Below are 24,212 nucleotides of genomic sequence, written 5' to 3'. Positions count from 1 at the left end.
AAATTGTGTTTCAAGAGAAGAAAGTCGAACAAAATCAGGAAGTAAAAGGTACAGAACGTGAGATTCCTGATTCAAAAGCTTATGAACCTCCTGGTTATGAGGAGATAGCTACCATGAAACCCGAAGAGATCAAAAAGGAATTTGAACGACTCGCCCAGGCACTCGATGAAGTTTCCTCTGCCAGTAAAGATTATCAGGAAAAGTTCAAACGTTCTCAGGCAGATTTTGCCAACTATCGCAGGAGGGTCAAAAAGGAAAAATCAGAGCTTGAAGAAAAGCATAAATGTGATCTAATAGAAAATATACTTCCCATTCTGGACAATTTCCAGCGAGCTCTTGATAGCTGTGAAGAGGAAAATGAGTTTACCAGAGGAGTAGAAATGATTTATCGTCAGTTAAAGGACATGTTATTCCAGGAAGGTATTGAGGAGATAGAAGCAGAAGGGGAAGAATTTGATCCCAGATTTCACGAAGCAGTCGACCAGATAGAGGGAAGCGAAGCAGAACCAGGAACTGTTGTTGAGGAAGTTCAGACCGGTTATAGTCTTGGTGATCAGGTGATAAGACCCAGCCGGGTAAAGGTTGCGGAATAAGTTTTGTTGACCTGATATAAAATCATGAAGATGATTTTAAAGAAAAATTTTTAGATAAAATAAGGAGGATGCATATATATGAGCAAAATACTCGGTATTGATCTGGGCACCACCAATTCCTGCATGGCAATTATGGAGGGTGGCGAACCCACTGTTATTCCCAACAGAGAGGGCGAGAGAACCACTCCCTCAGTGGTAGCCTATAATGAAAAAGGAGAAAGAATTATCGGTGAGCATGCCAAGCGTCAGGCAATTACCAATGCCGATCAGACGGTGACTTCTATTAAACGACATATGGGCACAGATCATAAAGAAACTTTGAACGACAAAGAACAAACTCCTCAGGAAATTTCCGCTATGATTCTGCAGAAGCTGAAAAGGGACGCAGAAGATTATCTGGGCGAGGAAATTGAAGAGGCAGTTATCACTGTGCCTGCTTACTTTACCGACAGTCAGCGTCAGGCCACCAAAGATGCCGGAAAGATAGCCGGTTTTGACGTGAAGAGAATAATCAATGAACCCACAGCGGCTTCGCTTGCTTATGGGCTGGATGACAAAGAGGATAAAACGATCTTTGTTTACGATCTCGGTGGTGGAACATTTGATGTATCGATTCTGGAAATAGGAGATGGCGTATTTGAAGTTATAGCTACCAGCGGCAACAATAAACTCGGCGGCGATGATTTCGATGAGAGAATTCTGAATTACGTTGCCGACAGATTTGAAAAGGAACACGGAATAGATCTGCGTGAGGATAAGATGACTCTGCAGAGACTAAAAGATGCCGCCGAACAGGCTAAAATAGAACTTTCGAGCATGAAAGAAACAAATATCAATCTACCCTTTATCACGCAGACCGAGGAGGGGCCGCTTCACCTCGATGAAGATATCACCCGGGCTAAATTTAATGAGTTGACCGAAGATCTTATAGACAAAACAATGGGCCCGGCTCGACGGGCCATGGATGATGCTGATATATCTCCTTCCGAAATAGATGAGGTTATACTGGTAGGCGGTTCTACCAGAATTCCAGCTGTGCAAAAAGCGGTAGAAGACTTCATAGGCAGAGAACCTCATAGGGGTATAAATCCTGATGAAGTGGTCGCTATCGGTGCTGCCATTCAGGCTGGAGTTCTTTCCGGCGAGGTAGATGATCTGGTTTTGCTGGATGTAACCCCTCTTTCTCTGGGAATTGAAACTCTCGGAGGCAAATTTACCAAGCTGATAGATAGAAACACCACCATACCGACTTCGGAAAGCAAAATTTTCACCACTGCCGAAAATAACCAGACCACCGTGGATGTGCATGTTCTGCAGGGTGAACGCAAACTGGCTGAACACAATCAAACTTTAGGACGCTTTCAGCTGACCGGTATTCCTCCTGCTCCCAGAGGAACTCCCCAGATAGAGGTGACATTTGATATCGATGAGAATGGCATTGTTCAGGTTTCAGCAGAGGATAAAGGCACCGGCAAATCCGAAGATATTACGATAGAATCCACTGATGGTCTTTCGGAGGAAGAAATTGAAGAGATGGTCAATGAGGCTGAAAAATATGCTGAAGAAGATGAAAAGAAAGTTGAAAGAATTGAAACACGCAACGAGGCCGATGCCTTGATCCATTCGGTCGAGCAGACTCTTGAAGAAGCTGGCGAGGAAATCGAGGAAAGCGTCAAAAAGCCAGTGATAGAAGCAAAAGAAGAGCTTGAAGAAGTTCTGGAAGAAAATGAGGATGATATCGAGCTAATTAAGGAAAAGATGGAAGCGCTGAACGATGCTGTGGCTGATCTGAGCAGCGAACTTTACAGTCAGCAGGATGCTCAGCCCGGTGGAGCTGCCGGAGGTCCGGCTGGAGCAGGTCCACAGGGAGCAGGCCCCGCCGGTCCTGGACCGGAAGGCACTCAGGCCGGTCCTCAGCAGAGCTCAGAAGAAGATGATGAAACGATAGATGTCGACTACGAGGAAGTAGATGAAGAAGAATAAATAAACCGGGAAAAGGCAAAAAAGGCAGGAGGGGGCGTGATGCCCTCTTCTGTTGTTTTATAGAGGATGGTGATAAATTATGGCCAACAGCAGCAATAAAGATTATTATGAAGTTTTGGGAGTAGATCGCGATGCCGATCAGGATGAAATCAAAAAAGCCTATCGCGAACTTGCCAAAAAGTATCATCCCGATCGCAGTGATGATCCCGAGGCAGGGGAAAAATTCAAAGAAATTTCGGAAGCTTATGATATACTGAGCGACCCTGAAAAGAGAGAAAAATATGATCGTTACGGTCATGCCGGTCTCGGTCAGGACGATTATTCAGTGAATTTTGATGATTTTGCAGGTGGTGATTTTGGCGGAATTGGCTTTGAAGATATTGACGATATTTTCGATATGTTCTTTGGCGGCAGGCGCAGAACCTCCCGGGGCCGATCCGATCGCAGGTCGTCCCGTCAGAGCAAAAGAGGCAAAGATCTTAAATACCGGATTGAAATAGATTTTGAAGAGGCTGTTACCGGAACGGAAAAAGAGATACAAATTCCCAGAGAGGTCAGCTGCGATGAATGCGGTGGAACCGGTGCTGAACCGGGCAGCAGCAGCCGCACCTGTCCTAAATGCGGTGGGCAGGGGAGAATTAGAACCACTCAGCGCACACCTTTTGGTCAGATGGCCAGCACTCAGGTTTGCGATGAATGTGAGGGAGAAGGAGAAATCATAGAAAACCCCTGTCCTCAATGCGGAGGTTCAGGCACACAGCGTGAAAGAAGCACTCTAACCGTAGATATTCCGGCCGGTATTCGTGATGGGAATCAGCTGAGAATGTCCGGAGAAGGACAGGCCGGCCAGAGAGGTGCCCGGCCCGGTGATCTCTATATTGTTGTTAATGTCAGAGATCATGAAATTTTTGAGCGCCGGGGAGATGACATTCACTGTGAGGTACCTATCAATTTCGTTCAGGCTGCTCTTGGAGATGAGATCGAGGTTCCCACAGTTGAAGACAAAGTTAAATTTCAGATCCCCGAAGGGACTCAGCCCGGCGATGTGCTAAGGCTGAGAAATAAGGGAGTTCCTCATCTGAAAAAATCCGGCAAAGGAGATCAATATATCCATGTAAAAGTTGTTATACCACGTTCGCTCGACCAGGAGCAGAGAGAACTGCTGGAAAAATTTGCTGAAATCAGCGGAGACGAGATAAACCCTGAAGGAAAGAGCTTTTTCAGGAGGGTTAAGGACGCATTTGGAGGATGAATAAATCAGGCGAAAATCTCATTAAATTCTATATCGAACTGCCTTCCGACTGCAGAGAGATCGGTCAGAATATAATGAATGCCGTTTTTCAGGCCGGTTTCATGATGGATAAATCTTCGGAAGGCAGCATTTTATTTACAGGTTATTCCAGCAGTTCCGATTATTTATCAAAGGAGGTCTGGTCCAGACTGCACAACTTGCTGGAATTAAATCGCTCTGATATCATTAAAGCCGGAGGTTATTCTTTAAGGCGACAGCATTCAAAACGCACTGATTGGAATGAAAAATGGAAATCAAATTTTAAAAGCAAAAAAATAGGATCGAACTGGATTGTAATTCCGGCCTGGGAAGCGGATAAACAGAATTTGGTCGGGAGCAAAAAAACGAAAAAAGGCGATAGATTTCCTATAATTCTGGAACCGGGGGTTGCTTTTGGTTCCGGACATCATCCTTCGACCATTCTGGTTTTGACTGAACTTGGAAGGCTGATAAAAAATCCGATTAAGATTAATTCGTTTTTGGATGCAGGCTGCGGCAGCGCGGTTTTGTCGATTGCAGCAGCGCACCTGAACATTCCTCGCGTAAAAGCAGTTGATGTTGATGAGCTCTCCATAAAAAATGCTGAGAGGAATATAAAATTAAACAGAATGGAAGATCGAATAGAGCTTAATAAGAACGATATAAACAGAATCGATACACAGGAAGAATATGATCTTATTGCGGCGAATTGTCTTCCGCAGATACACAGGGATATCATGCCTCGACTCACAAATCTTTTGACCGAAGAGGGTAGACTGCTGGTGGGTGGCATCCTCCTCCAGCATCTGCGGAAAATTGGTCGGAATATTGAAGAGCATAATCTCACAATTGACTGGAAGCTGGTCAGAGATGGCTGGTGGCTTTTGAGCTGTTCGCGGTCATGAAATGGGGTGGAAAAAATGCCCAGCAAGCGATTCTTTTTGCCTGCATCTCGAAGCGAAGATTTGATGAAGCTTGATGAGATCGAAGTAGGCCCTGATATGTATAATCATATGATTAAAAGTATGCGCATGCAGAAGGGGGACTGCTGTCTTCTGCTGGATGGCAGAGGTCATCAGGGCAAAGTCAGGATAGAGGAAATAGATAGAGATAGGGAATCAGCAGTTTTAAAAGTGATTAATACAGAAGATGCTGCCGGGGAGCCAGATACAGAAATTTTTATAGCTCAGGCGCTGGCCAAAAAAAAGAAGGTAGAGACTGTTATCCAGAAGTCAACAGAGATTGGGGCCAGAGGATTTTATCCCTTTAGCAGCCGGCACGCTGTGGTAAAACTGAAAGCAGACAGAGTCGATAAAAGACTCGATCGCTGGAGAAAAATTATCAGAGAAGCAGCCCGCCAGTCAGAGCGGGGAATTCGGCCGGATATTTTTCGGCCTATTGATCTTGACGGGCTGATGGATCTGAGCCGAGATTTCGAAGTTGTGCTTCTGGCCCGGGCTCGAGAAGCTCGTCATACTATCAAAGAATTGAGTAGAGAGAAAGTTGTTCGGAAAGGAAGAAAAATTCTTCTGATCATCGGACCTGAAGGAGGCCTGGCCGAAAAAGAAATAGAAAAATTAATCAGCCTGAAAAATTGTTATGATATCTCTCTCGGCCCTAGAATTTTGAGAACTGAGACCGCAGGGCCGGTACTGTCTGGAATTATACTGCATGAAGTGGGGGAGATGCAGTGAAAGTTTCCGATATGAGAAATCAGCCGAGGATAGCAGTATACAATCTGGGCTGCAAGGTAAATGAATATGAAGCTGAGGCTCTTATCGATCAATTTCGTCGGGCCGGCTACAAACCGGTTGATTTTTCAGAGGCGGCAGAGATTTATGTCATAAACAGCTGTGCGGTAACCACATCTGCTGCCAGCAAATCGCGCAAGATGGCCCGGCGGGCCAGCCGCAGAGGTGGGGAAAATTCGATCGTAATTGTGGCCGGCTGTTACAGTCAGTCGACTCCGGGGGAAGTTGAAGAGATCGACGAGGTAGATTACCTGGTGGGAAGCTCGGATAAAGACAGGCTGGTTGAGCTAATTGAAGAGATTTCCGCAGACCGCAGCTGGCTTGCCCCCAGAAAGAATTATGAAAAGATCGATGAGTATCCGGAGCTGGAAGTCCGTGAAGTTGAAAGAAGAACCAGAGCCAATATAAAAATTCAGGATGGCTGTGACCAGTTCTGCAGCTACTGTATAATACCTTTAGCCCGGGGCAAAAAGCGCAGCCGTGAGCCTGAGAGTGTACTCGAAGAATTTGAGCGCCTCAAAACCCAGAACGTAAAAGAATTTATTCTTACCGGTATTCATCTGGGGGCCTACGGAGATGATTTCTCCGATGATAGAGATCATCTGCAGGAATTACTGCAGCAGATTTTGGGAAAGAAGGGTGACTTTCGGATCAGACTCAGCTCTTTAGAAGCTTTAGAGGTAAGTCGCGAACTTGTTGAACTGATAGGGGAATCGGAAAAATTCTGCCGGCACCTGCATCTGCCTCTGCAGAGCGGCAGCAACAGAGTGCTTTCCAGAATGAATCGACCTTACAGGGTTGAGGATTTCACCCAAAAAATAAATATGATAAGAGATATCGTGCCGGAGATAGCTATTACCAGTGATGTAATGGTTGGCTTTCCGGGGGAGACGGAAGAAGATTTTGAGAGGACAGTAAAAACGGTGGAGAAACTGGAATTCAGCGATATTCATGTTTTTTCTTATTCCTCCAGGCCGGGTACTAAAGCTGCCAGCATGTCTGATGAAGTAGACAGCAGGATAAAAAAAGAGAGGTCTAAAATTCTGCGGCAGCTGGGTAAAAAACTGAGCAGAAAATATAAAAAAAGATTTTTGAAAAAAACTCTTCGGGTGCTTTTTGAACGGGAAAAAGATGGTGGAAGTTTTTCAGGATACAGCGATAATTATCTCAGGATAAGAGTGGAGAGCGAAAAAACTTTAAAAAATAAATTTTCCAAAGTAAAATTAAAAAAGCTCTCCTCCGATGAGGGCGAGCTTAAAGGAGCACTTATAGAAAATCCATAAGGAGGTGAATTCGGAGATGACGGATTGCATTTTTTGTGACATAGCTTCCGGAGAAATGGATGCCGATGTAGTATACGAGGACGATAGGATCGTTGCTTTTGAGGACGCCAATCCTCAGGCGCCGGTTCATCTGCTGGTAATACCCAAAAATCACATTGAATCACTTGAGGAAGTTCCTGAAGATGAGTTTGATCTTATAGCTGATATTCATAAGACCATTCAGAAGCTGGCCCGTTCGGAAGGGATAGCAGAAAGCGGTTACAGGGTGGTAAATAATTGTGGAGAAGAAGGCGGACAAACTGTCGGCCATGTCCATTTTCATCTTCTGGGAGGAAGAGAACTTTCCTGGCCGCCCGGATGATCACCACTTCAAGAGAATTTAATTTTTTATATCCCTGCTTCGTCCACTTTTGCGCGGCCGCAGGAGAGCGGCTGAATTTGGCGGAGCAGGTTTTTTATGCTTATAATTGAGTAAGCGGGGTAGATATGTTAATATAGGTTATGCTATCGAGCTAATAGTTAGGGATTCTATAATGAGATGAGGAAGGATTTTTAAATTTTTACTGGAATAGTGTTTTTAAGGACATTCAGTCCAGGAATTTCAATTATCTCTGGATGAGGAGGGTGATTGTGAGCAGTAAGATCTCTGAAAAATTCATGGTCTCAAATTATCATAAAGCCAGAAATCTGTTCGGCAACCTCGATAAAAACATCAAAATGATCGAGGAAGAGCTGGATGTGAAATTGATTGCCAGAGGCAGCGAAATCAATATCGAAGGCCTCCCCGAAAAGGTAGAGCTGGCCCGTCGTACGCTGGAGGAGATGGCAAAATTGCTGGAAGAGGAAAATACTGTCTCTGATCGTCAGCTCAACTACATCATCGAGCTTTTGCAGGATGATAACAACCTGGACTTCTCCAGCATATTTAACGAGGTTATCCAGGTTAATCATAAAGGGGAGGAGATCAACCCTCAGACTGTCGGACAGAAAATGTACTTAGAAGCCATGAGAAAGTATGATATCGTTTTCTCGATCGGGCCGGCAGGAACAGGGAAAACCTATCTGGCAGTTGTCATGGCAGTTAAAAATTTACTAAATCACAGGGTCGATAGAATAGTTCTGACCCGGCCGGCTATAGAAGCCGGTGAGGAACTTGGTTTTCTGCCGGGTGATATGCAGGATAAAGTTGATCCCTATCTTAGACCTCTGTATGATTCTTTATTTGATGTACTCGGTCCCGATAAGGTCAGAGAATATCTGGAGAAAGATATAATCGAGGTTGCGCCGCTGGCCTATATGAGGGGAAGAACTCTTGATGATTCTTTTATCATTCTGGATGAAGCTCAAAATACAACCACAAAACAGATGAAGATGATGCTAACCCGGATAGGTTTCAATTCCCGGGCGGTAATTACCGGAGATATAACTCAGATAGACCTTCCCTACAATCAGAAATCAGGTCTGGGCCAGGTGGAAGAAATATTGAAAGATATAGAAGGCATAGAATTTGTCTATCTGGATGAAACCGATGTTGTGCGTCATAATCTGGTCCGCAAAATAATTACCGCCTATGAGGAGAAGGAAAATGAGTGATTAGGATCTACAATAGAGGTTGTTTTTACTAAAGGTGGAATTTCAATTCATGAGCAGTTTAATAGATTGGCTGCAGGAAAATATTAATATTTTTTCCCGGGCTCGGGACCTGGACCCCAATGTGAGAAAAGTAATTTTTGGGCTGCTCTTCTGCCTTCTGATGCTCATAATCCTCACTGCCAGCATCATCCCTACAGTTTCCGAGTTTTCGGTGGGTGAACCCAGCCCTGTAAATGTATCCGCTCCTGCTGATATATCTGTGCTTGATGAAGAAACAACAGAAATAAGGCGCGAATTGGCCTTGAGCAATGTTTCTGCAGTTTTCGTGGAGAATAGGGAGGCACTTGAGATTGCCCGCGACAATCTGGAATTGGAATTTTCGGTCCTGGCAGAAGCAGCTGCCCTGGAGGACGGAGATCAGGTGGAAAGCGTTCTGGGTGAGGCGGGCATATTGCTGGACACCTCGCAGATGGACATCTTAAGGGAGCTAACAGAAGAGGAAGTAACTGGTTTTAGAGAACATGTTTTTGGCGAACTGGAAAGACTTTATCGGGGATCTCTCAGAGAGGGAGAGATGGATCGTTCTCTGCAGGACTTAAAAGAGTTTATAGGAGATATAGACCTGGATGAGAACAGTCAGGATTTACTCTTCAGCAGGGTTGAAGAAAATCTAGCCCCCAATATGGTTATAGACGAAGAGGCCACCCGGGAGAGGGAAGAAGAAGTGCTTGCCGGCGTGCAGCCTGTTTATCAAGATTTTGCTCAGGGAGAATTAATAGTCGAAGAAGGAGAATTAGTTTCGCCTGTACAATATCGGGCTCTTGATGATGTTGGTCTTTCAGCCCTGGAAGTCAGCTGGTTGAGATTTTCAGGCACAGTTCTGTATTTTTTAATATTGACTCTGATCATAATCTATTATTTTAAAAACCATCTGACAGCGATCTGGCGGGAAAACAACAAACTTTACCTTATAGAGACACTGATAGTTATTCTGTTTATGATGGCCTGGATATCGACGCTTTTTGAGCCCGATTATATATTTTACATCGTGCCGGTGGGTATGCTTTCGGTGCTTTTGACGATACTCCTGTCCACAGCTCCCGCGGTTACAGCTACCGTGTATGCTTCGCTTCTGCTGCCGATACTTTTTGATATGAATTATAATGTGGCCGTCGTAGCTTTTATATCCGGCATGATCGGTATCTATAGCGTTGCTGAAATAAATCAGAGAAGCGATCTGATCAAAGCCGGTTTCAATATCAGCGGGGTTCTGGTCTTCACGGTAATAATGCTGAATTTTATTCAGCCCGCCTTTACCCTGCTGGATATCATACTGCTGGCGGGAATGGGAGCCCTGAACGGTCTGCTCGTGGCCATTTTGGCCAACGGATTACTTCCCTATCTTGAGAATATATTTAATTTGACCTCGGCGGTTAAACTTCTCGAACTTTCCAATCCCAACCAGCCTCTGTTAAAAAGACTTCTCGTAGAAGCACCTGGCACCTACCATCACAGTATGGTGGTGGGTAATCTTGCGGAAACTGCGGCGGATAATATAGGTGCTGATTCCCTTCTGGTCAGGGTGGGAGCTTATTATCATGATATAGGCAAGCTAAAAAGACCCTACTTTTTTGCGGACAATCAATTCGGAGGTGAAAATCCTCACGATGATATCAACCCCAACTTAAGTTCATTGATCATAAAATCTCATGTCAAAGATGGGGTCAAAATGGCAAAAAATCATGATCTTCCCAGAGCTGTAATAGATTTAATAGAACAGCATCAGGGAACGAACCTGATTTCATTTTTCTATCAGGAAGCAGCCAGGGAGAATAATCATTCAGTTGCCGAAGAATCGAACTTCAGATATGATGGTCCCAAGCCTCAATCAAAAGAAGCAGCTATTCTTATGCTTTCTGATATTGTGGAAGCTGCTGTGAGATCAAAAAACTTTGATAAAACCGACCCCAATAGAATAGAGAATCTGGTGCGGGGATTGATCAGAGAAAAACTCCTGGAAAATCAGCTGGATGAATCGGAGCTCACTCTGCAGGAGCTCGATACTATCGCCGAGAGTTTTACCAAAATATTGACCGGGATTTATCACCAGAGGGTGGAGTATCCCGAAGATCTGGAGGAAGAATTTCAGGATGTGGAGGGAGAATAGTGACTATTAATTCGCAGATTTTGATCAGCAGTCAGATAGATGATTTTGATCTCGCCGATGAGAGGCTCGCTGAGCTGAAAAAATTGATCAAAATCATTTTAGATCGGGAACTTGAAGAAGCTGAAGAACATCCTGACTGTCTTGAAGTCAGCCTTACTTTTGTGGATGATGACAGGATCGAGAAACTGAACAAAGAATATCGCGATAGACAAAAACCGACTGATGTGCTGGCCTTTCCTCTGGGAGAGGAGCTTCTGGGAGAAGTTATAATTTCTATTCCCAGGGCCAGAGATCAGGCTGAAGATTATAATCACTCCTTATTTTACGAGATTTCGTTTTTAACCGTACATGGAGTGCTGCATCTTCTGGGCTATGAACACGGTGATTTTGAGACTCGCTCTGATATGGAGGAAAGGGAGAAAAGTTATCTTTCAGAGCTCGACTTTTTTTCGGATTAGTCAGGGATGAACTGGGGGGAGTAAAATGGTCTGGCAGGTAATCCTGCTGCTTGTTTTATTTTTCCTTTCGGGATTTTTCTCGGGATCAGAAACAGCCTTCATGGCTGCCAGCAGGGTAAAGGTAAAAGATCAGGTGAATAAAGGAGACGAGAAAGCCGCTCTGGTAGATAAACTGCTGGAAGATGAAATCAGGCTTTTAAGCACCATACTCATCGGAAATAATCTGGTCAACATCGCTGCTTCAGCGATAGCTACATCAATTTCCATCGAAATTTTTGGCAGAAGCGGAGTCGGCATTGCTACCGGGGTTATGACCTTTCTAATATTGATCTTCGGAGAGATCACACCTAAATCTCTGGGCAATAACAGATCCCTGAAATATGCCCGGACAGTTGCCCCCTTTTTGATCTGGCTGGAAAGATTGTTTTCGCCTTTCGTCAGCTTTTTTTCCTGGCTGATCAAGATCATAATTGGAGCTGAAAACGTTATGTCGGCTGCTTTTCTCACGGAGGAGGAGATTCGCCGATTCGTCAACGTTGGGGAAAAAGAGGGAGCTATAAAAGAGACGGAAAGCGAAATGATCCACAGCATCTTTGATTTTGATGATATAATGGTGAGGGAGATCATGGTTCCTCGTACTGAAATGGTCTGCGTGGAAAGAGGTGCTCCGGTTAATAAAATCGTCGAACTCGCCGTAGAATACGGTTATTCGCGCATACCAGTCTATGAGGGAACTGTAGATGACATTGTCGGCCTGGTTTATGTTAAGGATCTTCTGGTTATGCTGCTGGAAGAATCGCCGCCTAAACTGGAAGATCTAGATCTGGAAGATTTTATCAAGCCGATCTATTTTATACCGGAAAGCAAGCCGATCAATCAGTTATTGAACGAGATGAGAAGACGGCAGGAGCATATGGCTATTGTCCTCGATGAATACGGAGGCACTTCGGGTTTGATAACTATAGAGGATCTTTTGGAGGAGATAGTCGGCGATATCAGAGATGAGTTTGATCCGGCAGAAAAAGAAATTGAGCCCGTTGGTGAGCACGAACTTATAGTTCAGGGCGGCGTGGATATAGACAAAATAAATGAATATTTGCCTGAGCCTCTGGGGGATGAGGAGACCTACGAAACCATAAGCGGTTATATTCTTCATCAGCTCGGTTATTTTCCCAGAGAAAGCGAGAAGATAGTCAGGGGCAGTCTGGAACTGGAAGTAATGGCTACCACTGAACATCGCATTAAAAAAGTGAGGATAAAAACAGAAGATCCGCTGGAAAAACTGACTTACATATAGTATTTATGAGGTGAAAAATTTGAATTACATGTTCAATCTCTGTCTCCCGGTCAGCACGGGAAAAATTAAATCCATCAGTTTGACCTTTTTCCTGTGCGGACTTTTAATCATTATGATGACAGTTTATTTTATTCCCCCAATTTCTGCGGGGGCAGATCATCCTCCCGTACTGGTAGTGGTGGATAATCATCCTTCTTCTCAACCTCAGGCAGGCCTCAACCAGGCCGATATCGTATTTGAATTTCTGGTAGAAGGAGGCATAACCCGCTTTCTGGCCGGTTATAACAGAGATCTTCCTCCGCAGAGGGTCGGCCCTGTAAGAAGTCTTAGGCCTTATATGGTGAAACTCACCGAAGGCTTTGATCCGGTCATTTTCCATGCTGGCGGCAGCAGTAAAGCTATGGAAAATCTGGAGGCAAGCAGTGCTGAAAGTGTTAATGAATTGATCAGGCCGGGCTATTTCTGGAGAGATGAAGGCCGGAAAACACCTCACAATCTCTATACCGGGAAAGAAGGTATAACCAGAGCAGCTGAAGATATGAATCTGAAAAGAACTTCAGATAATGATATAGGTCAGCACCTATCATTCCGGGGAGAAGGGGAAGCAGAATCAAAAAAACATACTGTTCTGGCTGCCGATGATGATGAGTTAAAGCGGATAGAATTGAGTTTCAGAGGACAAAACCTGACCTATGAATTCGATGACGATTCCGGCCGCTTTTACCGCTATACTGGCGGTGGTCCACATCGGGATGAAACGGGGGAAATAATAAATTTTAAAAATCTGGCAGTTATATTTGCTCCCCACAAAACGATCGATGAGGAAGGCAGAAAGAGAATTCATTTAGATTCCGGAGGAGCAGCTTATTTTCTCACCGGAAGGAAATCTTATAAAGGAACATGGGATTATGACAGTCAGAAAGATGAGCTGCGGCTGGATGGTGTCGGTGCCGACAGCTCTTTTGCGGAGCATCTGGAGTCGGAAACCTGGTTTCATGTTCTGCCCGAAGATGCGGAAATGGAAATATATTAAGGTTTTATTTGTTGCCAGCTGAAGACGAGAAGATCCTTGTTAACAAAAGGAGGAGTTTTTATGGCTCTGGAAGCGGGGCATCTTGATGAAATCATCGATGAAGCCAGAAAAGCCAGAGAAAATGCTTATGTTCCTTACTCCAACTTTCGGGTCGGGGCAGCCGTTTTGACCGCCGGTGGAGAATTGTTTACAGGATGCAATGTGGAGAATGCCGCACTGGGCCTGACAAACTGCGCGGAAAGAACGGCTATATTTTCAGCCGTGGCTTCCGGGCATCAGGATTTTGCAGCCCTGGCAGTAATAGCTGACACAGATAGACCGGTATCTCCCTGCGGTTCCTGTCGGCAGGTTTTGGTAGAATTCAATCCTGAAATGGAAGTCATCATGGCTTCTGATGGAGGAGAGTACAGAAAAACAAAAGCTTCTGAATTACTGCCCTATAACTTCACTGCAGAGGACATGAAATAGATGGGAGAATTTAAATCCGGTTTTGTGTCCGTGCTGGGCCGTCCCAATGTGGGGAAGTCATCTTTAATAAATGCTCTGATTGGTGAAAAGGCAGGCATAGTTTCCAGAAGACCGCAGACTACCCGCCGCAGAAGCAGAGCTATACTTACCGGGGATGATTTTCAGGCTGTTTTTCTCGACACACCTGGCGTTCATAAGATCAAAAATAAGCTGGATGAATTCATGCTGGATGAAATAGAGAAGAGCATGAGCGGGATAGATTTAATACTGCTGGTCTGTGATGTCTCGGAGAAATTTGGTCCCGGTGATGAGTTCATTTATTCCCGAATTGAAAGTCGTGATATTCCTGCCGTGCTGATTCTGAATAAGATTGATCTTTTGCATGAGAAGGAACTGGCGGAGAGAATCGAAAATTACGAAAAGAATGCTGATATGCCGATTATCACCTGTTCGGCCCGCCGGGGAACAGGAAAAGAGAACATTATGGATTTTCTCAGGGAAAATTTGCCCGAAGGACCTCAGTATTACCCCGATGGTATGTACGTGGATAAAATTGAGAGGGAGCTTGTGGAGGAGTTTATAAGAGAGCAGATTTTTGAACTCACCTGGGATGAAATTCCCTATGGTACAGCTGTCAGGGTCGAAGAATTTGAAGAAAAAGAGGATATAATTTATATCAGAGCTAATATATTTGTCGAACAGAAAAGTCATAAGGGTATGATAATAGGTGAAGAAGGCAGCATGCTGAGGAAGATCGGGAAAAGAGCCCGGCAGGAGATAGAAAAAATGATGCAGGATAAAGTTTATCTCGATCTATGGGTCAAGGAGAAAAAAGACTGGCGAAAAAAAGAGAAATGGATGAAAAATTTAGGTTATGAACTTTGAAAAAAACAGGGATTATGAATATCAGGGGGCAGCCGGATGCTGACTTCTAAAAATTTTGCCTTCGAAGAAAGAGGCAGGATATCATAAGGCCGGCATAGAATAAGAGAATAAGGATATGACGCAGTGGAATTGATTGGATCTGGATATTAAATTAATACACAAGTCAAAAGAACTGTTACAGGGAGTGAAATAACAAGCATGGCTATAAAACCTAAAGATATGGCAAAAATGATCGATCACACATTGCTTAAACCTCAGAGCACGGTTGAGGATGTTAAAAAGCTCTGTCAGGAAGCTCATGAGCATGAATTTGCCTCGGTGTGCGTGCTTCCTGTTTATGTTCCTTTTGCCAGCCGCAGGCTGGAAGATAGTTCTGTAAAAGTCTGTACAGTTATCGGGTTTCCTCTGGGAGGACATACGACAGAGACCAAATCATTCGAGGTCAGGAATGCGATCAAAAATGGTGCCAGAGAGCTGGACATGGTAATGAATATTTCAGCCTTTAAATCCGGATCCTATGATCTGGTAGAATCGGATATTAAGTCAGTGGTTGAAGCCACCAATACTGCTGGTGTGACATCGGATATAATCGTAAAGGTGATTATAGAGGCCTGTTATCTGGACGAAGAAGAGATAGAAAAAGCATCACAGATTGCCAAAGATGCGGGAGCAGACTTTATAAAAACCTCCACAGGATTTGGCGATTCGGGAGCTACTCCAGAAGCCGTAAGCATTATGAGAAAAACTGTAGGAAGAGACCTGGGAGTTAAGGCTGCTGGCGGTATCAGAGATTTTTCTGATGCCCTTGAGATGCTCGATGCCGGTGCAAATCGTATTGGCACCAGTTCGGGTGTGAATATTGTTTCTGAAGATGAAGAGGATTAAAAATTATCGATGGCGAAAAAGGAGATAACGGGTGTAGTATTAAAAGATATGGATCTGGGTGAGGACGATCTGCTGGTAACATTTTATACCAGGGAGGAGGGACTTTTGAGGCTGGCTGCTCCCTCTTCCAAGAAGATGACCTCTGATTTTTCTGGCATGCTGCAGAAATTTTGCTGGAATGATATCGAATATTACAGGAAGGATTCTAGAAGCCTGGGGAGCATCTCCGATCTTGAGCTGCGCTGTCAGTATGCACAGATAAAGAATGATCTCAAGAAACTCAGTTATGGCAGTTATATACTGGAATTTATTTATAAAACCGGCACAGAGATAGCGCAGCCAGATTACTTTGGCCATCTTGTCAGGACATTATCCCTGTTGATGGAGGCAGAAATCGACGTTGAAGTTGAGCTTAAGACTATTCACGCCGTCTTTAAACTAAAAGCCCTGGATTTTTTGGGAATTAGACCCCGGCTTCAGAGATGTTCGGACTGCCAGAATTATATGAGCGCGGAGAAATTTGCTGATGGCTACAAATCTTCTCTTTCCATCAGGGCGGGCGGTGTCACCTGCTGTCAGAAGCCTGAAATATCCCGGGGTAGAATGCCCATAGACCTTTCTAGCTTTAAATTTTTAGCCGAATCATTTTCCCGGGGTTATGAAATTTTGCTGGATGAAAGAGAACTCACTGTAGATGAAGACAGGCTGGATTATATCAACAGGATTTTGGATAAATTTATAAATTATCATCTCGACCTCTCCCTGAACTCCAGCAGATTTCTATCGCTTTTTTAAGCGCTGCTAACTGTTCTGGAGAGGTGTTTTATTTTTTTAATTTTGGACTTTGAATCTGGTCTTTTTCCAAAAACAGACAATTAAATTAAGTCAGGAGAGGAGCTGTGAGTATTATGATTTTTCAGGAGATCATTTTTAATCTGCATGAGTTCTGGAATGATTATGGCTGTGTCATAGAACAGCCTTATGATATGGAGGTTGGAGCAGGTACCATGTGTCCGGCAACTTTTCTGGGAGCTTTAGGTGATGATGACTGGAATACCGGCTATGTTCAGCCTTCTCGCCGACCTCAGGACGGTAGATACGGTGAAAATCCCAATCGGGTTCAGCGTCATTATCAATATCAGGTGATTTTAAAACCCTCTCCCGAAGATGTTCAGGATTTATATCTGGCCAGCCTGGAAAATCTGGGTATCGAACCCAGAAAACACGATATCAGGTTTGTCGAGGATAACTGGGAAGCTCCGACGCTGGGAGCCTGGGGGCTGGGCTGGGAGGTCTGGCTGGATGGTATGGAGATTACTCAGTTCACCTACTTTCAACAGGTGGGAGGATATGATACCGACCCTGTTACGGTCGAGCTAACCTACGGCCTGGAGAGGATAGCGATGTATCTTCAGGAGAAAGAAAGCGTCTATGATCTTGAATGGGTCGACGATGTTACCTATGGAGACATTTATTATCAGAACGAATACCAGCAGTCATGTTATAACTTTGATGTGGCAGATCAGTCCCGACTGCGGGAGATGTTTAACCACAGCGAAAAAGAAGCTGAGGGCTGTCTTGAGGAAAATCTGCCCCGGCCTGCCTATGATTATACACTCAAGTGCTCACATCTGTTCAACGTGCTCGATGCACGCGGCGCGATAAGCGTTACTGAACGCACCAACTACATCAATAGAGTAAGAGATCTAGCCCGCGGCTGCGCCAGCAAATATCTCAGTTTAAATTTTGAGGAGGAGGAGTAATAATGGCTGATAAGCTGATTTTTGAACTGGGAACGGAGGAAATTCCCGCCGGCATGGTGGCCGGTCTGCGTAATAACCTGGCCGATGACGCAGAAGAACTTCTCGAAGATAACAGGATAGATTATGAAGAAATTGACGTTTATTCTACTCCCAGAAGGCTTGTGCTGGAGGCTGAAGGAGTAGCAGAAAAACAATCCGATACTGAAGAGGTCATTAGAGGGCCTTCAGAGGAAATAGCTTTTGATGACGAGGGAAACCCTACCAAAGCTGCTGAAGGATTTGCTCGTGGTCAAAATGTGGATCTGGAGGAAGTGATAATCAGGGACGGTTATCTTTTTGTGGAGAGGTTGATTGAAGGCAGACCTGCTCGGGAAGTTCTGGCCGAAATGCTGCCCGAACTGGTCAAAAACCTCTCACAGCCGCAGACAATGCGCTGGGGAAGCGGCCAGTTTGAATTTGTCCGTCCTATACGCTGGATTCTGGCTCTTTACGGCGAAAGAGTGATAAATTTTGAGCTTGCCGGCCTCGAATCCGATCGGATAACCAGAGGGCATCGATTTTTGGGAGTTGATTCGAAGCGGATTGAATCAGCCGACGATTATTTCTCCCGGCTGGCCGACGAATATGTGATAGTCGATCAAAATAGACGCCGCGCGATGATTCTGGAGCAGATTAAAGAGATAGAAAACGAGGAAGATATAGAAGTTTTTATCACCGATGATCTTATCCAGGAAGTGACTAATCTCATCGAATTTCCCGCCGCTTTTCTCGGCAGTTTCAACCCCGATTTCCTTAAGGTACCCGATGAGGTGCTGAAAACTTCAATGATCGAACATCAGAGATATTTCCCGGTAAAAGAAAATGACAGCCTGGCTGCTTCATTTATAAGTGTAAGAAATGGTGATGAAAAACACCTGGAGAATGTTATAAAGGGGAATGAAATGGTCATAAGAGCAAGACTGGCAGATGCCGCTTTCTTTTATGAGGAGGATAGAAGTGTTGAACTGGAAGATTTCAATCAGGAATTGAAGAACATTATTTATCAGGAGGAATTGGGCAGTATATACGACAAAGTAAAAAGACTGGAAAAACTTTCCCGGGGATTTGGTCAAAACCTCGGTCTGTCCGAAGATAAGATACAGGCTTTAAAGAGGGCTGCCCGGCTGGCCAAATTTGATCTCGCCACGGATATGGTTGATGAATTTGCCAAATTGCAGGGAGTTATGGGGAGAATATACGCTGAAGATGCCGGCGAGGAAAAGCCTGTCGCCGAGGCTATCGAAGAACATTATCTTCCCGATCAGTCCGGCGGAGAGCTGCCCGGTTCGGATGTCGGAGCTGTTTTGAGCATCGCCGATAAAATGGACGATATTGTGAGCAATTTCTTTGCCGGAAATGAACCCAGCGGCAGCCATGATCCTTTTGCTCTGCGCAGAAAAGGTGTCGGTATAATCAGAATACTCATCTCCCGGGACTGGAATATTACGGTGAGTGAGTTGATCGCTGAGACCTCTGAATTGATCGGAGCCGAAGATGAGGTCAGGGTGAACATACGGGATTTTATCAGAGATAGGCTGGAATCGCATCTGGGCGAGCGGGATATCAGATATGATATTATCAAAGCTGTACTGGAGGCAGGATTCGATGATATCACCGACTGCTGGAAGAGATGCCAGGCACTTATGAATTTGCGCAGCGAGAATCTGGGCAGATTTACAGATTTGATATACGGTCTTCAGAGATGCCAGAATTTGGCGGCCCAGGGTGAGCCTGCCGCGGAAATAAATCCGGATCTGCTGGGCGAGGAAGAAGAGATGAACCTCCATCGGGAATACAGCGATGTTAAAGAGGATGTTCTCTCCTCCTTTTCTGCAGGCAGCTATGAAAAGGGGCTGGAAAAGCTGGTCGATCTCAAAGATCCCATCGATAATTTTCTGGATAATGTTGTCGTAATGGTCGATGATGAAGAGACGAGGAAGAATAGACTGGCTCTGCTTGCTGAAGTTTCCAGTCTCAGTGATCAGGTTATGGACATCGGCGAAATAGCTCTTGACGAGGATCGGAAGTGATTGGACATGTCTTCACAGGATAATACTTCAATTTATGTAGTTTCTGATTCGCTGGGGGAAACGGCCAATATTGTTCTCGAGGCGGCGGCCAGTCAATTTGATAAGACAGATTTCAGCGTAAAAAAATATTCTCATATGAACACCATCAGGGAGCTGAAAAGCATCATTCTTGAGGCGGAAAAAGAGGACGCCCTGATTGTCTATACGCTGATAGATCCAGAACTGAGGTCCGAATTCAAAGAGATGGGTAATACAAGGAAGATATCCATGGTCGATCTTATGGGACCTATAATGAATGAGCTGGAGAATAAACTCGACCAATCTCCTCAGCTCAAACCGGGTCTGCGTCATCAGCTTGATGATAATTATTTCGACAGGGTTGAGGCCATGGAGTTTACCGTCAAATACGACGATAGAAATGATCCCGAAGGAGTGGAGAAGGCTGATGTGGTTCTGGTAGGAGTTTCCCGGACTTCAAAAACTCCTATGTGCATATATCTTTCCTATCGTGGATACCGGGCTGCCAACGTTCCTCTGGTACCCGAAGTCGACGTTCCCGATATATTGCTTCAAAATCCGGATAACAAAGTAGTTGGGCTTACAATCGATCCCCTGGTGCTCAATGAAATAAGGCAGGAAAGATTGAAATCACTGGGGCTCAGTCCTGATTCTCAATATGCCTCTATCGAAAGGATAAACGAAGAGCTCGGATATGCCGATGATATAATGAAAGAGATAGGGTGTCCGATTTTCAATGTTACCAATAAATCGATCGAAGAATCGGCCACTCAGGTACAGAAATTTCTGGAAGAATAGTTCATGGCTCTTCATAAAATCCATTGGTAGAATTGTCATATATACTGGATTATCAGGAGAGTTTATATGGAGAAGATCCTAATTCACAAGGCGGGGATGAAATCATGGATTATCAGGGAGTGGATTCCGGGCTGGTGGATAGAGAGGGTCTGGAAACGAGAGAGAAAAATATTCTTTCTTCAAAGGCTGCTTTAAGCGCAGAGAGCAGGGGCAGGAGGAAAACAGAGGAAGGCTGTCCCCTGCGTACCGCTTTTCAAAATGACCGGGACAGAATTATCCACGCCAAAGCATTTCGTCGGCTAAAACATAAAACTCAGGTTTTTATATCACCTCAGGGAGATCATTATCGGACCCGCCTCACCCACACTCTGGAAGTTTCACAAATTTCCAGAACTATAGCCCGCGCTCTCGGCTTAAATGAGGATCTGACCGAGGCCATATCTCTGGGCCATGATCTGGGTCATACCCCCTTTGGACATGCCGGCGAAGATATTCTCGATGAGCTGACTTCGGGGGGCTTCAACCACAATCAACACAGTTTAAGGGTGGTTGATTTTCTCGAGGGAAGCGACAGCGATGACTCCGGGCTTAACCTGACTTATGAAGTCAGAGATGGCATCTGTCATCACACCGGCAGGGAAAAACCGGAAACTCTCGAGGGCCAAATTGTCAAGCTGGCCGATCGAGTCGCCTATATAAACCACGATATCGATGATGCTTTGCGGGCGGGAATTTTGCAGCTCAGCGATCTGCCCGAAAAAGCGGATGAGATACTGGGAAAAACCCACTCCCGGAGAATAGACTCCATGGTGAAAAGTATCATCAGTGCCAGCAGAAACAGAGATGAGATCAAAATGACAGATGAGGTAGAGAAAATCACGAAAAAACTGCGGGATTTTTTATTTGCCAATGTCTACATCGGTTCCCGTGCTAAAAAAGAAGAGCACAAGGCCAGAAGACTGCTTAAGGAATTATACAGCTACTATCATGAGCATCCGGAAAAAATGCCTTCTGAATACAGCAAAAGAGCTCAGCAGTCTGAGCTAGAACAGGCGGTGGTGGATTATATAGCCGGTATGACCGACCGCTATGCCATCCAGAAGGGAAGAGAACTCTTTATTCCCACCCCCTGGGCTTAAATCTGCAGGATAATTTCTGTTGGAGGAGAATTTACTTAATAGAGGGAGTTAAGATTATGGCTGGAATAAACGAAGAGTTTATAGAAAAATTAAAGGACAGTGTAGATATTGTTGATCTGGTTGAAGGATATCTTGATCTGGAAAAGACGGGCAAAAATTATAGAGCACTCTGTCCTTTTCATCAGGAGGACACTCCCTCTTTTACGATCAATCCCCGCAAACAATTCTTCTACTGCTTCGGCTGTGGAGAAGGCGGAGATGTTATCAGTTTCATCATGAAAATGGACAATCTCTCCTTCCAGGAAGCCCTGATAGATTTAAGTGATAGAGCGGGGCTGGAGATGCCCGACATCAGCGAAAAAAAAAGAGCCAGGATGAAAACAAGAGAAAGAATTTTTGAGATCAACAATCTGGCAGCCAGATTCTATAATTATATCCTTATGAACAAGGATGTAGCTGATTCAGCCCGGAAGTATCTCAAAGATCGGGGATTTAATCGGGAGCAGATCGAACGCTTTAATCTTGGTTATGCCCCGTCCCGCTGGCGGGCCCTGCTGAGGTTTTTCGAAGATCGCGATTATTCCCCGGAGATGCTGGTCAAAGCAGGTCTGGTGGGCAAGTCAGAAAAAACAGACAATTATTATGATTTATTAAGAAATAGAATTATTTTCCCTATTTTCAACGTCAGAGATGAGGTCATAGGGTTTGGCGGCAGGGTTGTTTCTTCTGATGACAGCCCTAAGTATTTAAATTCTCCTGAAACACCCATTTTTTCCAAAAAGCATACCCTTTATGGTCTGAACTGGGCCAGAGAAAGCATGAGGAAAACAAATCAGGCTGTGGTGGTAGAAGGTTATACCGATGTATTAACCGCACAGAGCTATGGACTGGAGAATTTTGTGGCTTCGCTCGGCACTTCATTTACCGAACAGCAGGCCGAGCTTCTGGCCCGATATGTTGATAAAGTTTTAATCGCCTTTGATGCTGATACTGCTGGGGAAGCAGCCACTTTGAGGGGTCTGGATATACTGCGGGAGGCCGGCCTGGCTGTAAGGGTGATAGATCTCCCCCGTGAAGTTGACCCCGATGATCTTTTAAGAGAAAGGGGCAAACCTTTTTTTGAGGATTTAATAGAAGATGCTTCCGCTCTGATAGATTACAGGCTGGATAGAATCCTGTCCCAATACGATACTGGCGATACCGATGAAAAGCTGCAGGCTGTCAAAAAAGCCCTCAATTTTCTGGCTACAATCGAGGATTCCCTGACCCGGGAAGCCTATATCCAGAAGCTTGCTGATAAAGTTGAGCTGTCGGCAGCCCGTCTGGAATCCGAGGTGAAAAAGCATATCAAGAAGATGAATGAGGAAAAAAACAAAAAAAACGATAGGTTTAGAAAAACTGGCGGGAATTCCGGTCATGAAAAAAAAGTGAGCGGTTCCCGGCAGGAGAGTCTTGAGTGGATGGTTCTTGCCGCCATACTTGAGTGTTCAAGCCTTGATAAAAAAACCATTGCAGATATAGGTGAGGGTTTATTCTCCCGGGAAGGCGCTGAAGTGTTGAGAACAATAAAAAATATGGAGCAGATCAATACTTCCACAGTATTTTCGCGAATAAAAGAAAGCTCTCGAAAACAATTAGCACGTTTTTTGATGGATGAAGAGGAAAATGCCGTTTCTGTCAGCAGGGTAGAGGAACTTCTGGACCGCTTAAAAGACAGACATTTTGAGAAAGAAAGCCGGAAATTGTTAAATGATCTGAAGGAATTCGATAATATCTCTCGTCCTGATGTCGTAAATGACTGTTTGATCTATTATAATCGCCTGCTTAAAAGGCAGGGGGGTGAAGGTGATGAGGGATGATGAAAGGCTGAATTTTGATAAATCCGGCTCTGTTCATAAACTGCTAAAAAAAGGAAAAGAGGCAGGGCGTCTCACCCGGGAAGAAGTTATGGAATTTATCGCGGGAGAGGAGTATGATTACGATGAGATTGAAAAAATATTTGAACTTCTGGAGGAGCAGAACTTTGAAAGAGATAGGCAGGGAATTTGATGTTACCAGGGAAAGAATAAGGCAGATAGAAGCCAGGGCGCTGAAAAAACTGGAAAATTTGCAGGATAGCGAGCACCTCAAAGAATTTTTGGTTTTATAATAAGTTTATAGTCATAAAAATGAGCTTATCGGAGTATTGATGAGTTAATTGGTTCTGAAAATGGTTGAGTGTTTGAAATCATATTGTTTTTTTATTATATGCTATTGACGATGACCGTAATTTGAATTATAATAAATATGGAAAGTTGAAGCAAAGAGCAGAATATGTGCGTGGGCCCATAGCTCAGCTGGTCAGAGCAGGCGGCTCATAACCGTCTAGTCCTAGGTTCAAATCCTAGTGGGCCCACCAAATACTATATCATACTCACATCAACCTTGTTCTGGCTCAGAACAGGGTGTTTTGTTTTTATAATCATTCTTTAAAAATTCAGGATCAATTTAATAAAAAAGGTTTTTCTTGCATTCAGCTGGTAAATAGGTGTGTTAAAAAATTGAGCTCCTTTCGCCAAAGCTTATCCCTGAGCTCACGCTCAGCCCGGCACATCCTGAATCGGGGATATTATTTTGTGGCCAGGGAATTTTGTGACCAGGGACCTGATCCGAGCCTGGAAAAATTTGAGTATCACTTCGCTTTTATCGTCCATTAATTAATATTATGAGAGCGAGCCTATAGGATATTTATCAACCGATAACAATTTATGGAGGTCAAT

At 44.5% G+C, this 24,212-nt stretch carries 23 protein-coding genes and 1 tRNA gene; all 24 read left to right on the top strand.

The genetic code is table 11. The annotated features are described in order from the left end of the window. Positions 1–5 precede the first annotated feature (5 nt). A complete protein-coding gene (gene grpE / locus BLT15_RS03210) occupies positions 6–593 on the top strand; it encodes a nucleotide exchange factor GrpE (RefSeq protein WP_159429788.1) in 588 nt (195 codons plus the stop codon). 78 nt (positions 594–671) lie between these two features. Continuing rightward, a complete protein-coding gene (gene dnaK, locus BLT15_RS03205) occupies positions 672–2,576 on the top strand; it encodes a molecular chaperone DnaK (RefSeq protein WP_089758590.1) in 1,905 nt (634 codons plus the stop codon). 79 nt (positions 2,577–2,655) lie between these two features. After that, positions 2,656–3,828: a molecular chaperone DnaJ gene (gene dnaJ, locus BLT15_RS03200; protein ID WP_089758588.1), complete on the top strand. Its 1,173-nt coding sequence runs from the start codon at positions 2,656–2,658 to the stop codon at positions 3,826–3,828. Further along, positions 3,825–4,751 (top strand): 50S ribosomal protein L11 methyltransferase, encoded by a 927-nt coding sequence (locus BLT15_RS03195; protein WP_089758586.1) that lies wholly within the window; start codon positions 3,825–3,827, stop codon positions 4,749–4,751. The genes dnaJ and BLT15_RS03195 overlap by 4 nt, the downstream gene beginning before the upstream one ends. 36 nt (positions 4,752–4,787) lie before the next feature. Continuing rightward, positions 4,788–5,540, top strand: a complete 753-nt coding sequence (locus tag BLT15_RS03190; RefSeq protein WP_159429787.1) for an RsmE family RNA methyltransferase — start codon at positions 4,788–4,790, stop codon at positions 5,538–5,540. After that, on the top strand, positions 5,537–6,880 hold the full coding sequence (gene mtaB / locus BLT15_RS03185) for a tRNA (N(6)-L-threonylcarbamoyladenosine(37)-C(2))-methylthiotransferase MtaB (protein WP_089758582.1): 1,344 nt from the start codon (positions 5,537–5,539) through the stop codon (positions 6,878–6,880). Before BLT15_RS03190 ends, mtaB begins: the two co-directional genes overlap by 4 nt. Before the next feature lie 16 nt (positions 6,881–6,896). Next, positions 6,897–7,241, top strand: coding sequence for a histidine triad nucleotide-binding protein (locus BLT15_RS03180; protein WP_089758580.1), 345 nt, complete (start codon positions 6,897–6,899; stop codon positions 7,239–7,241). A 296-nt stretch (positions 7,242–7,537) separates the two neighbouring features. Further along, entirely contained in the window at positions 7,538–8,473 is a 936-nt protein-coding gene (locus BLT15_RS03175; protein ID WP_089758716.1) for a PhoH family protein, read from the top strand. Between the two features lie 49 nt (positions 8,474–8,522). Further along, on the top strand, positions 8,523–10,640 hold the full coding sequence (locus tag BLT15_RS03170; RefSeq protein ID WP_089758578.1) for an HD family phosphohydrolase: 2,118 nt from the start codon (positions 8,523–8,525) through the stop codon (positions 10,638–10,640). Continuing rightward, positions 10,640–11,098 (top strand): rRNA maturation RNase YbeY, encoded by a 459-nt coding sequence (gene ybeY, locus BLT15_RS03165; protein ID WP_234985482.1) that lies wholly within the window; start codon positions 10,640–10,642, stop codon positions 11,096–11,098. The genes BLT15_RS03170 and ybeY overlap by 1 nt, the downstream gene beginning before the upstream one ends. A 25-nt stretch (positions 11,099–11,123) precedes the next feature. Further along, entirely contained in the window at positions 11,124–12,395 is a 1,272-nt protein-coding gene (locus BLT15_RS03160) for a hemolysin family protein (RefSeq protein WP_089758576.1), read from the top strand. 10 nt (positions 12,396–12,405) lie between these two features. After that, entirely contained in the window at positions 12,406–13,428 is a 1,023-nt protein-coding gene (locus tag BLT15_RS03155) for a DUF3048 domain-containing protein (protein ID WP_143423002.1), read from the top strand. A 60-nt stretch (positions 13,429–13,488) separates the two neighbouring features. Then, entirely contained in the window at positions 13,489–13,896 is a 408-nt protein-coding gene (locus tag BLT15_RS03150; protein WP_089758572.1) for a cytidine deaminase, read from the top strand. Beyond that, on the top strand, positions 13,897–14,781 hold the full coding sequence (gene era / locus BLT15_RS03145) for a GTPase Era (protein WP_089758570.1): 885 nt from the start codon (positions 13,897–13,899) through the stop codon (positions 14,779–14,781). 198 nt (positions 14,782–14,979) lie between these two features. Continuing rightward, entirely contained in the window at positions 14,980–15,666 is a 687-nt protein-coding gene (gene deoC, locus BLT15_RS03140) for a deoxyribose-phosphate aldolase (protein WP_089758568.1), read from the top strand. A 9-nt stretch (positions 15,667–15,675) separates the two neighbouring features. After that, positions 15,676–16,461 carry a DNA repair protein RecO gene (gene recO, locus BLT15_RS03135; RefSeq protein WP_089758566.1) on the top strand — a complete coding sequence of 262 codons (786 nt, stop codon included), beginning with the start codon at positions 15,676–15,678 and terminating at the stop codon, positions 16,459–16,461. Between the two features lie 113 nt (positions 16,462–16,574). Beyond that, positions 16,575–17,429 (top strand): glycine--tRNA ligase subunit alpha, encoded by an 855-nt coding sequence (locus tag BLT15_RS03130; RefSeq protein WP_089758564.1) that lies wholly within the window; start codon positions 16,575–16,577, stop codon positions 17,427–17,429. 2 nt (positions 17,430–17,431) lie between these two features. Next, positions 17,432–19,498 (top strand): glycine--tRNA ligase subunit beta, encoded by a 2,067-nt coding sequence (gene glyS / locus BLT15_RS03125; protein ID WP_089758562.1) that lies wholly within the window; start codon positions 17,432–17,434, stop codon positions 19,496–19,498. Between the two features lie 6 nt (positions 19,499–19,504). Beyond that, on the top strand, positions 19,505–20,314 hold the full coding sequence (locus tag BLT15_RS03120) for a pyruvate, water dikinase regulatory protein (RefSeq protein WP_089758712.1): 810 nt from the start codon (positions 19,505–19,507) through the stop codon (positions 20,312–20,314). A gap of 131 nt (positions 20,315–20,445) precedes the next feature. Then, complete coding sequence (locus tag BLT15_RS03115; RefSeq protein WP_089758710.1) at positions 20,446–21,453, top strand: deoxyguanosinetriphosphate triphosphohydrolase; 1,008 nt, start codon at positions 20,446–20,448, stop codon at positions 21,451–21,453. Between the two features lie 56 nt (positions 21,454–21,509). Then, the gene (gene dnaG, locus BLT15_RS03110) at positions 21,510–23,312 is read left to right on the top strand and encodes a DNA primase (protein WP_089758560.1); all 1,803 of its coding nucleotides are present in this window, start codon (positions 21,510–21,512) and stop codon (positions 23,310–23,312) included. Beyond that, entirely contained in the window at positions 23,302–23,502 is a 201-nt protein-coding gene (locus BLT15_RS03105) for an RNA polymerase sigma factor region1.1 domain-containing protein (RefSeq protein WP_089758558.1), read from the top strand. The genes dnaG and BLT15_RS03105 overlap by 11 nt, the downstream gene beginning before the upstream one ends. Further along, the gene (locus BLT15_RS03100) at positions 23,426–23,602 is read left to right on the top strand and encodes a sigma factor-like helix-turn-helix DNA-binding protein (RefSeq protein WP_089758556.1); all 177 of its coding nucleotides are present in this window, start codon (positions 23,426–23,428) and stop codon (positions 23,600–23,602) included. Before BLT15_RS03105 ends, BLT15_RS03100 begins: the two co-directional genes overlap by 77 nt. 172 nt (positions 23,603–23,774) lie before the next feature. Next, a tRNA-Ile gene (locus tag BLT15_RS03095) sits at positions 23,775–23,851 on the top strand. Positions 23,852–24,212: the final 361 nt, after the last annotated feature.

Origin of the sequence: Halarsenatibacter silvermanii, assembly GCF_900103135.1 — a bacterium.
GTDB lineage: Bacteria > Bacillota > Halanaerobiia > Halanaerobiales > Halarsenatibacteraceae > Halarsenatibacter > Halarsenatibacter silvermanii.
Note: the sequence above shows the minus strand (reverse complement) of the source record. Positions and strands in the feature narration are given on the sequence as shown.

Coding starts and splice junctions, on each gene's coding strand:
- dnaK (WP_089758590.1), top strand. CDS start 672: ATGAGCAAAATACTCGGTATTGATCTGGGCACCACCAATTCCTGCATG.
- dnaJ (WP_089758588.1), top strand. CDS start 2,656: ATGGCCAACAGCAGCAATAAAGATTATTATGAAGTTTTGGGAGTAGAT.
- BLT15_RS03195 (WP_089758586.1), top strand. CDS start 3,825: ATGAATAAATCAGGCGAAAATCTCATTAAATTCTATATCGAACTGCCT.
- BLT15_RS03180 (WP_089758580.1), top strand. CDS start 6,897: ATGACGGATTGCATTTTTTGTGACATAGCTTCCGGAGAAATGGATGCC.
- BLT15_RS03175 (WP_089758716.1), top strand. CDS start 7,538: ATGGTCTCAAATTATCATAAAGCCAGAAATCTGTTCGGCAACCTCGAT.
- BLT15_RS03170 (WP_089758578.1), top strand. CDS start 8,523: ATGAGCAGTTTAATAGATTGGCTGCAGGAAAATATTAATATTTTTTCC.
- BLT15_RS03160 (WP_089758576.1), top strand. CDS start 11,124: ATGGTCTGGCAGGTAATCCTGCTGCTTGTTTTATTTTTCCTTTCGGGA.
- BLT15_RS03150 (WP_089758572.1), top strand. CDS start 13,489: ATGGCTCTGGAAGCGGGGCATCTTGATGAAATCATCGATGAAGCCAGA.
- era (WP_089758570.1), top strand. CDS start 13,897: ATGGGAGAATTTAAATCCGGTTTTGTGTCCGTGCTGGGCCGTCCCAAT.
- deoC (WP_089758568.1), top strand. CDS start 14,980: ATGGCTATAAAACCTAAAGATATGGCAAAAATGATCGATCACACATTG.
- recO (WP_089758566.1), top strand. CDS start 15,676: ATGGCGAAAAAGGAGATAACGGGTGTAGTATTAAAAGATATGGATCTG.
- BLT15_RS03130 (WP_089758564.1), top strand. CDS start 16,575: ATGATTTTTCAGGAGATCATTTTTAATCTGCATGAGTTCTGGAATGAT.
- glyS (WP_089758562.1), top strand. CDS start 17,432: ATGGCTGATAAGCTGATTTTTGAACTGGGAACGGAGGAAATTCCCGCC.
- BLT15_RS03120 (WP_089758712.1), top strand. CDS start 19,505: ATGTCTTCACAGGATAATACTTCAATTTATGTAGTTTCTGATTCGCTG.
- dnaG (WP_089758560.1), top strand. CDS start 21,510: ATGGCTGGAATAAACGAAGAGTTTATAGAAAAATTAAAGGACAGTGTA.
- BLT15_RS03105 (WP_089758558.1), top strand. CDS start 23,302: ATGAGGGATGATGAAAGGCTGAATTTTGATAAATCCGGCTCTGTTCAT.
- BLT15_RS03100 (WP_089758556.1), top strand. CDS start 23,426: ATGATTACGATGAGATTGAAAAAATATTTGAACTTCTGGAGGAGCAGA.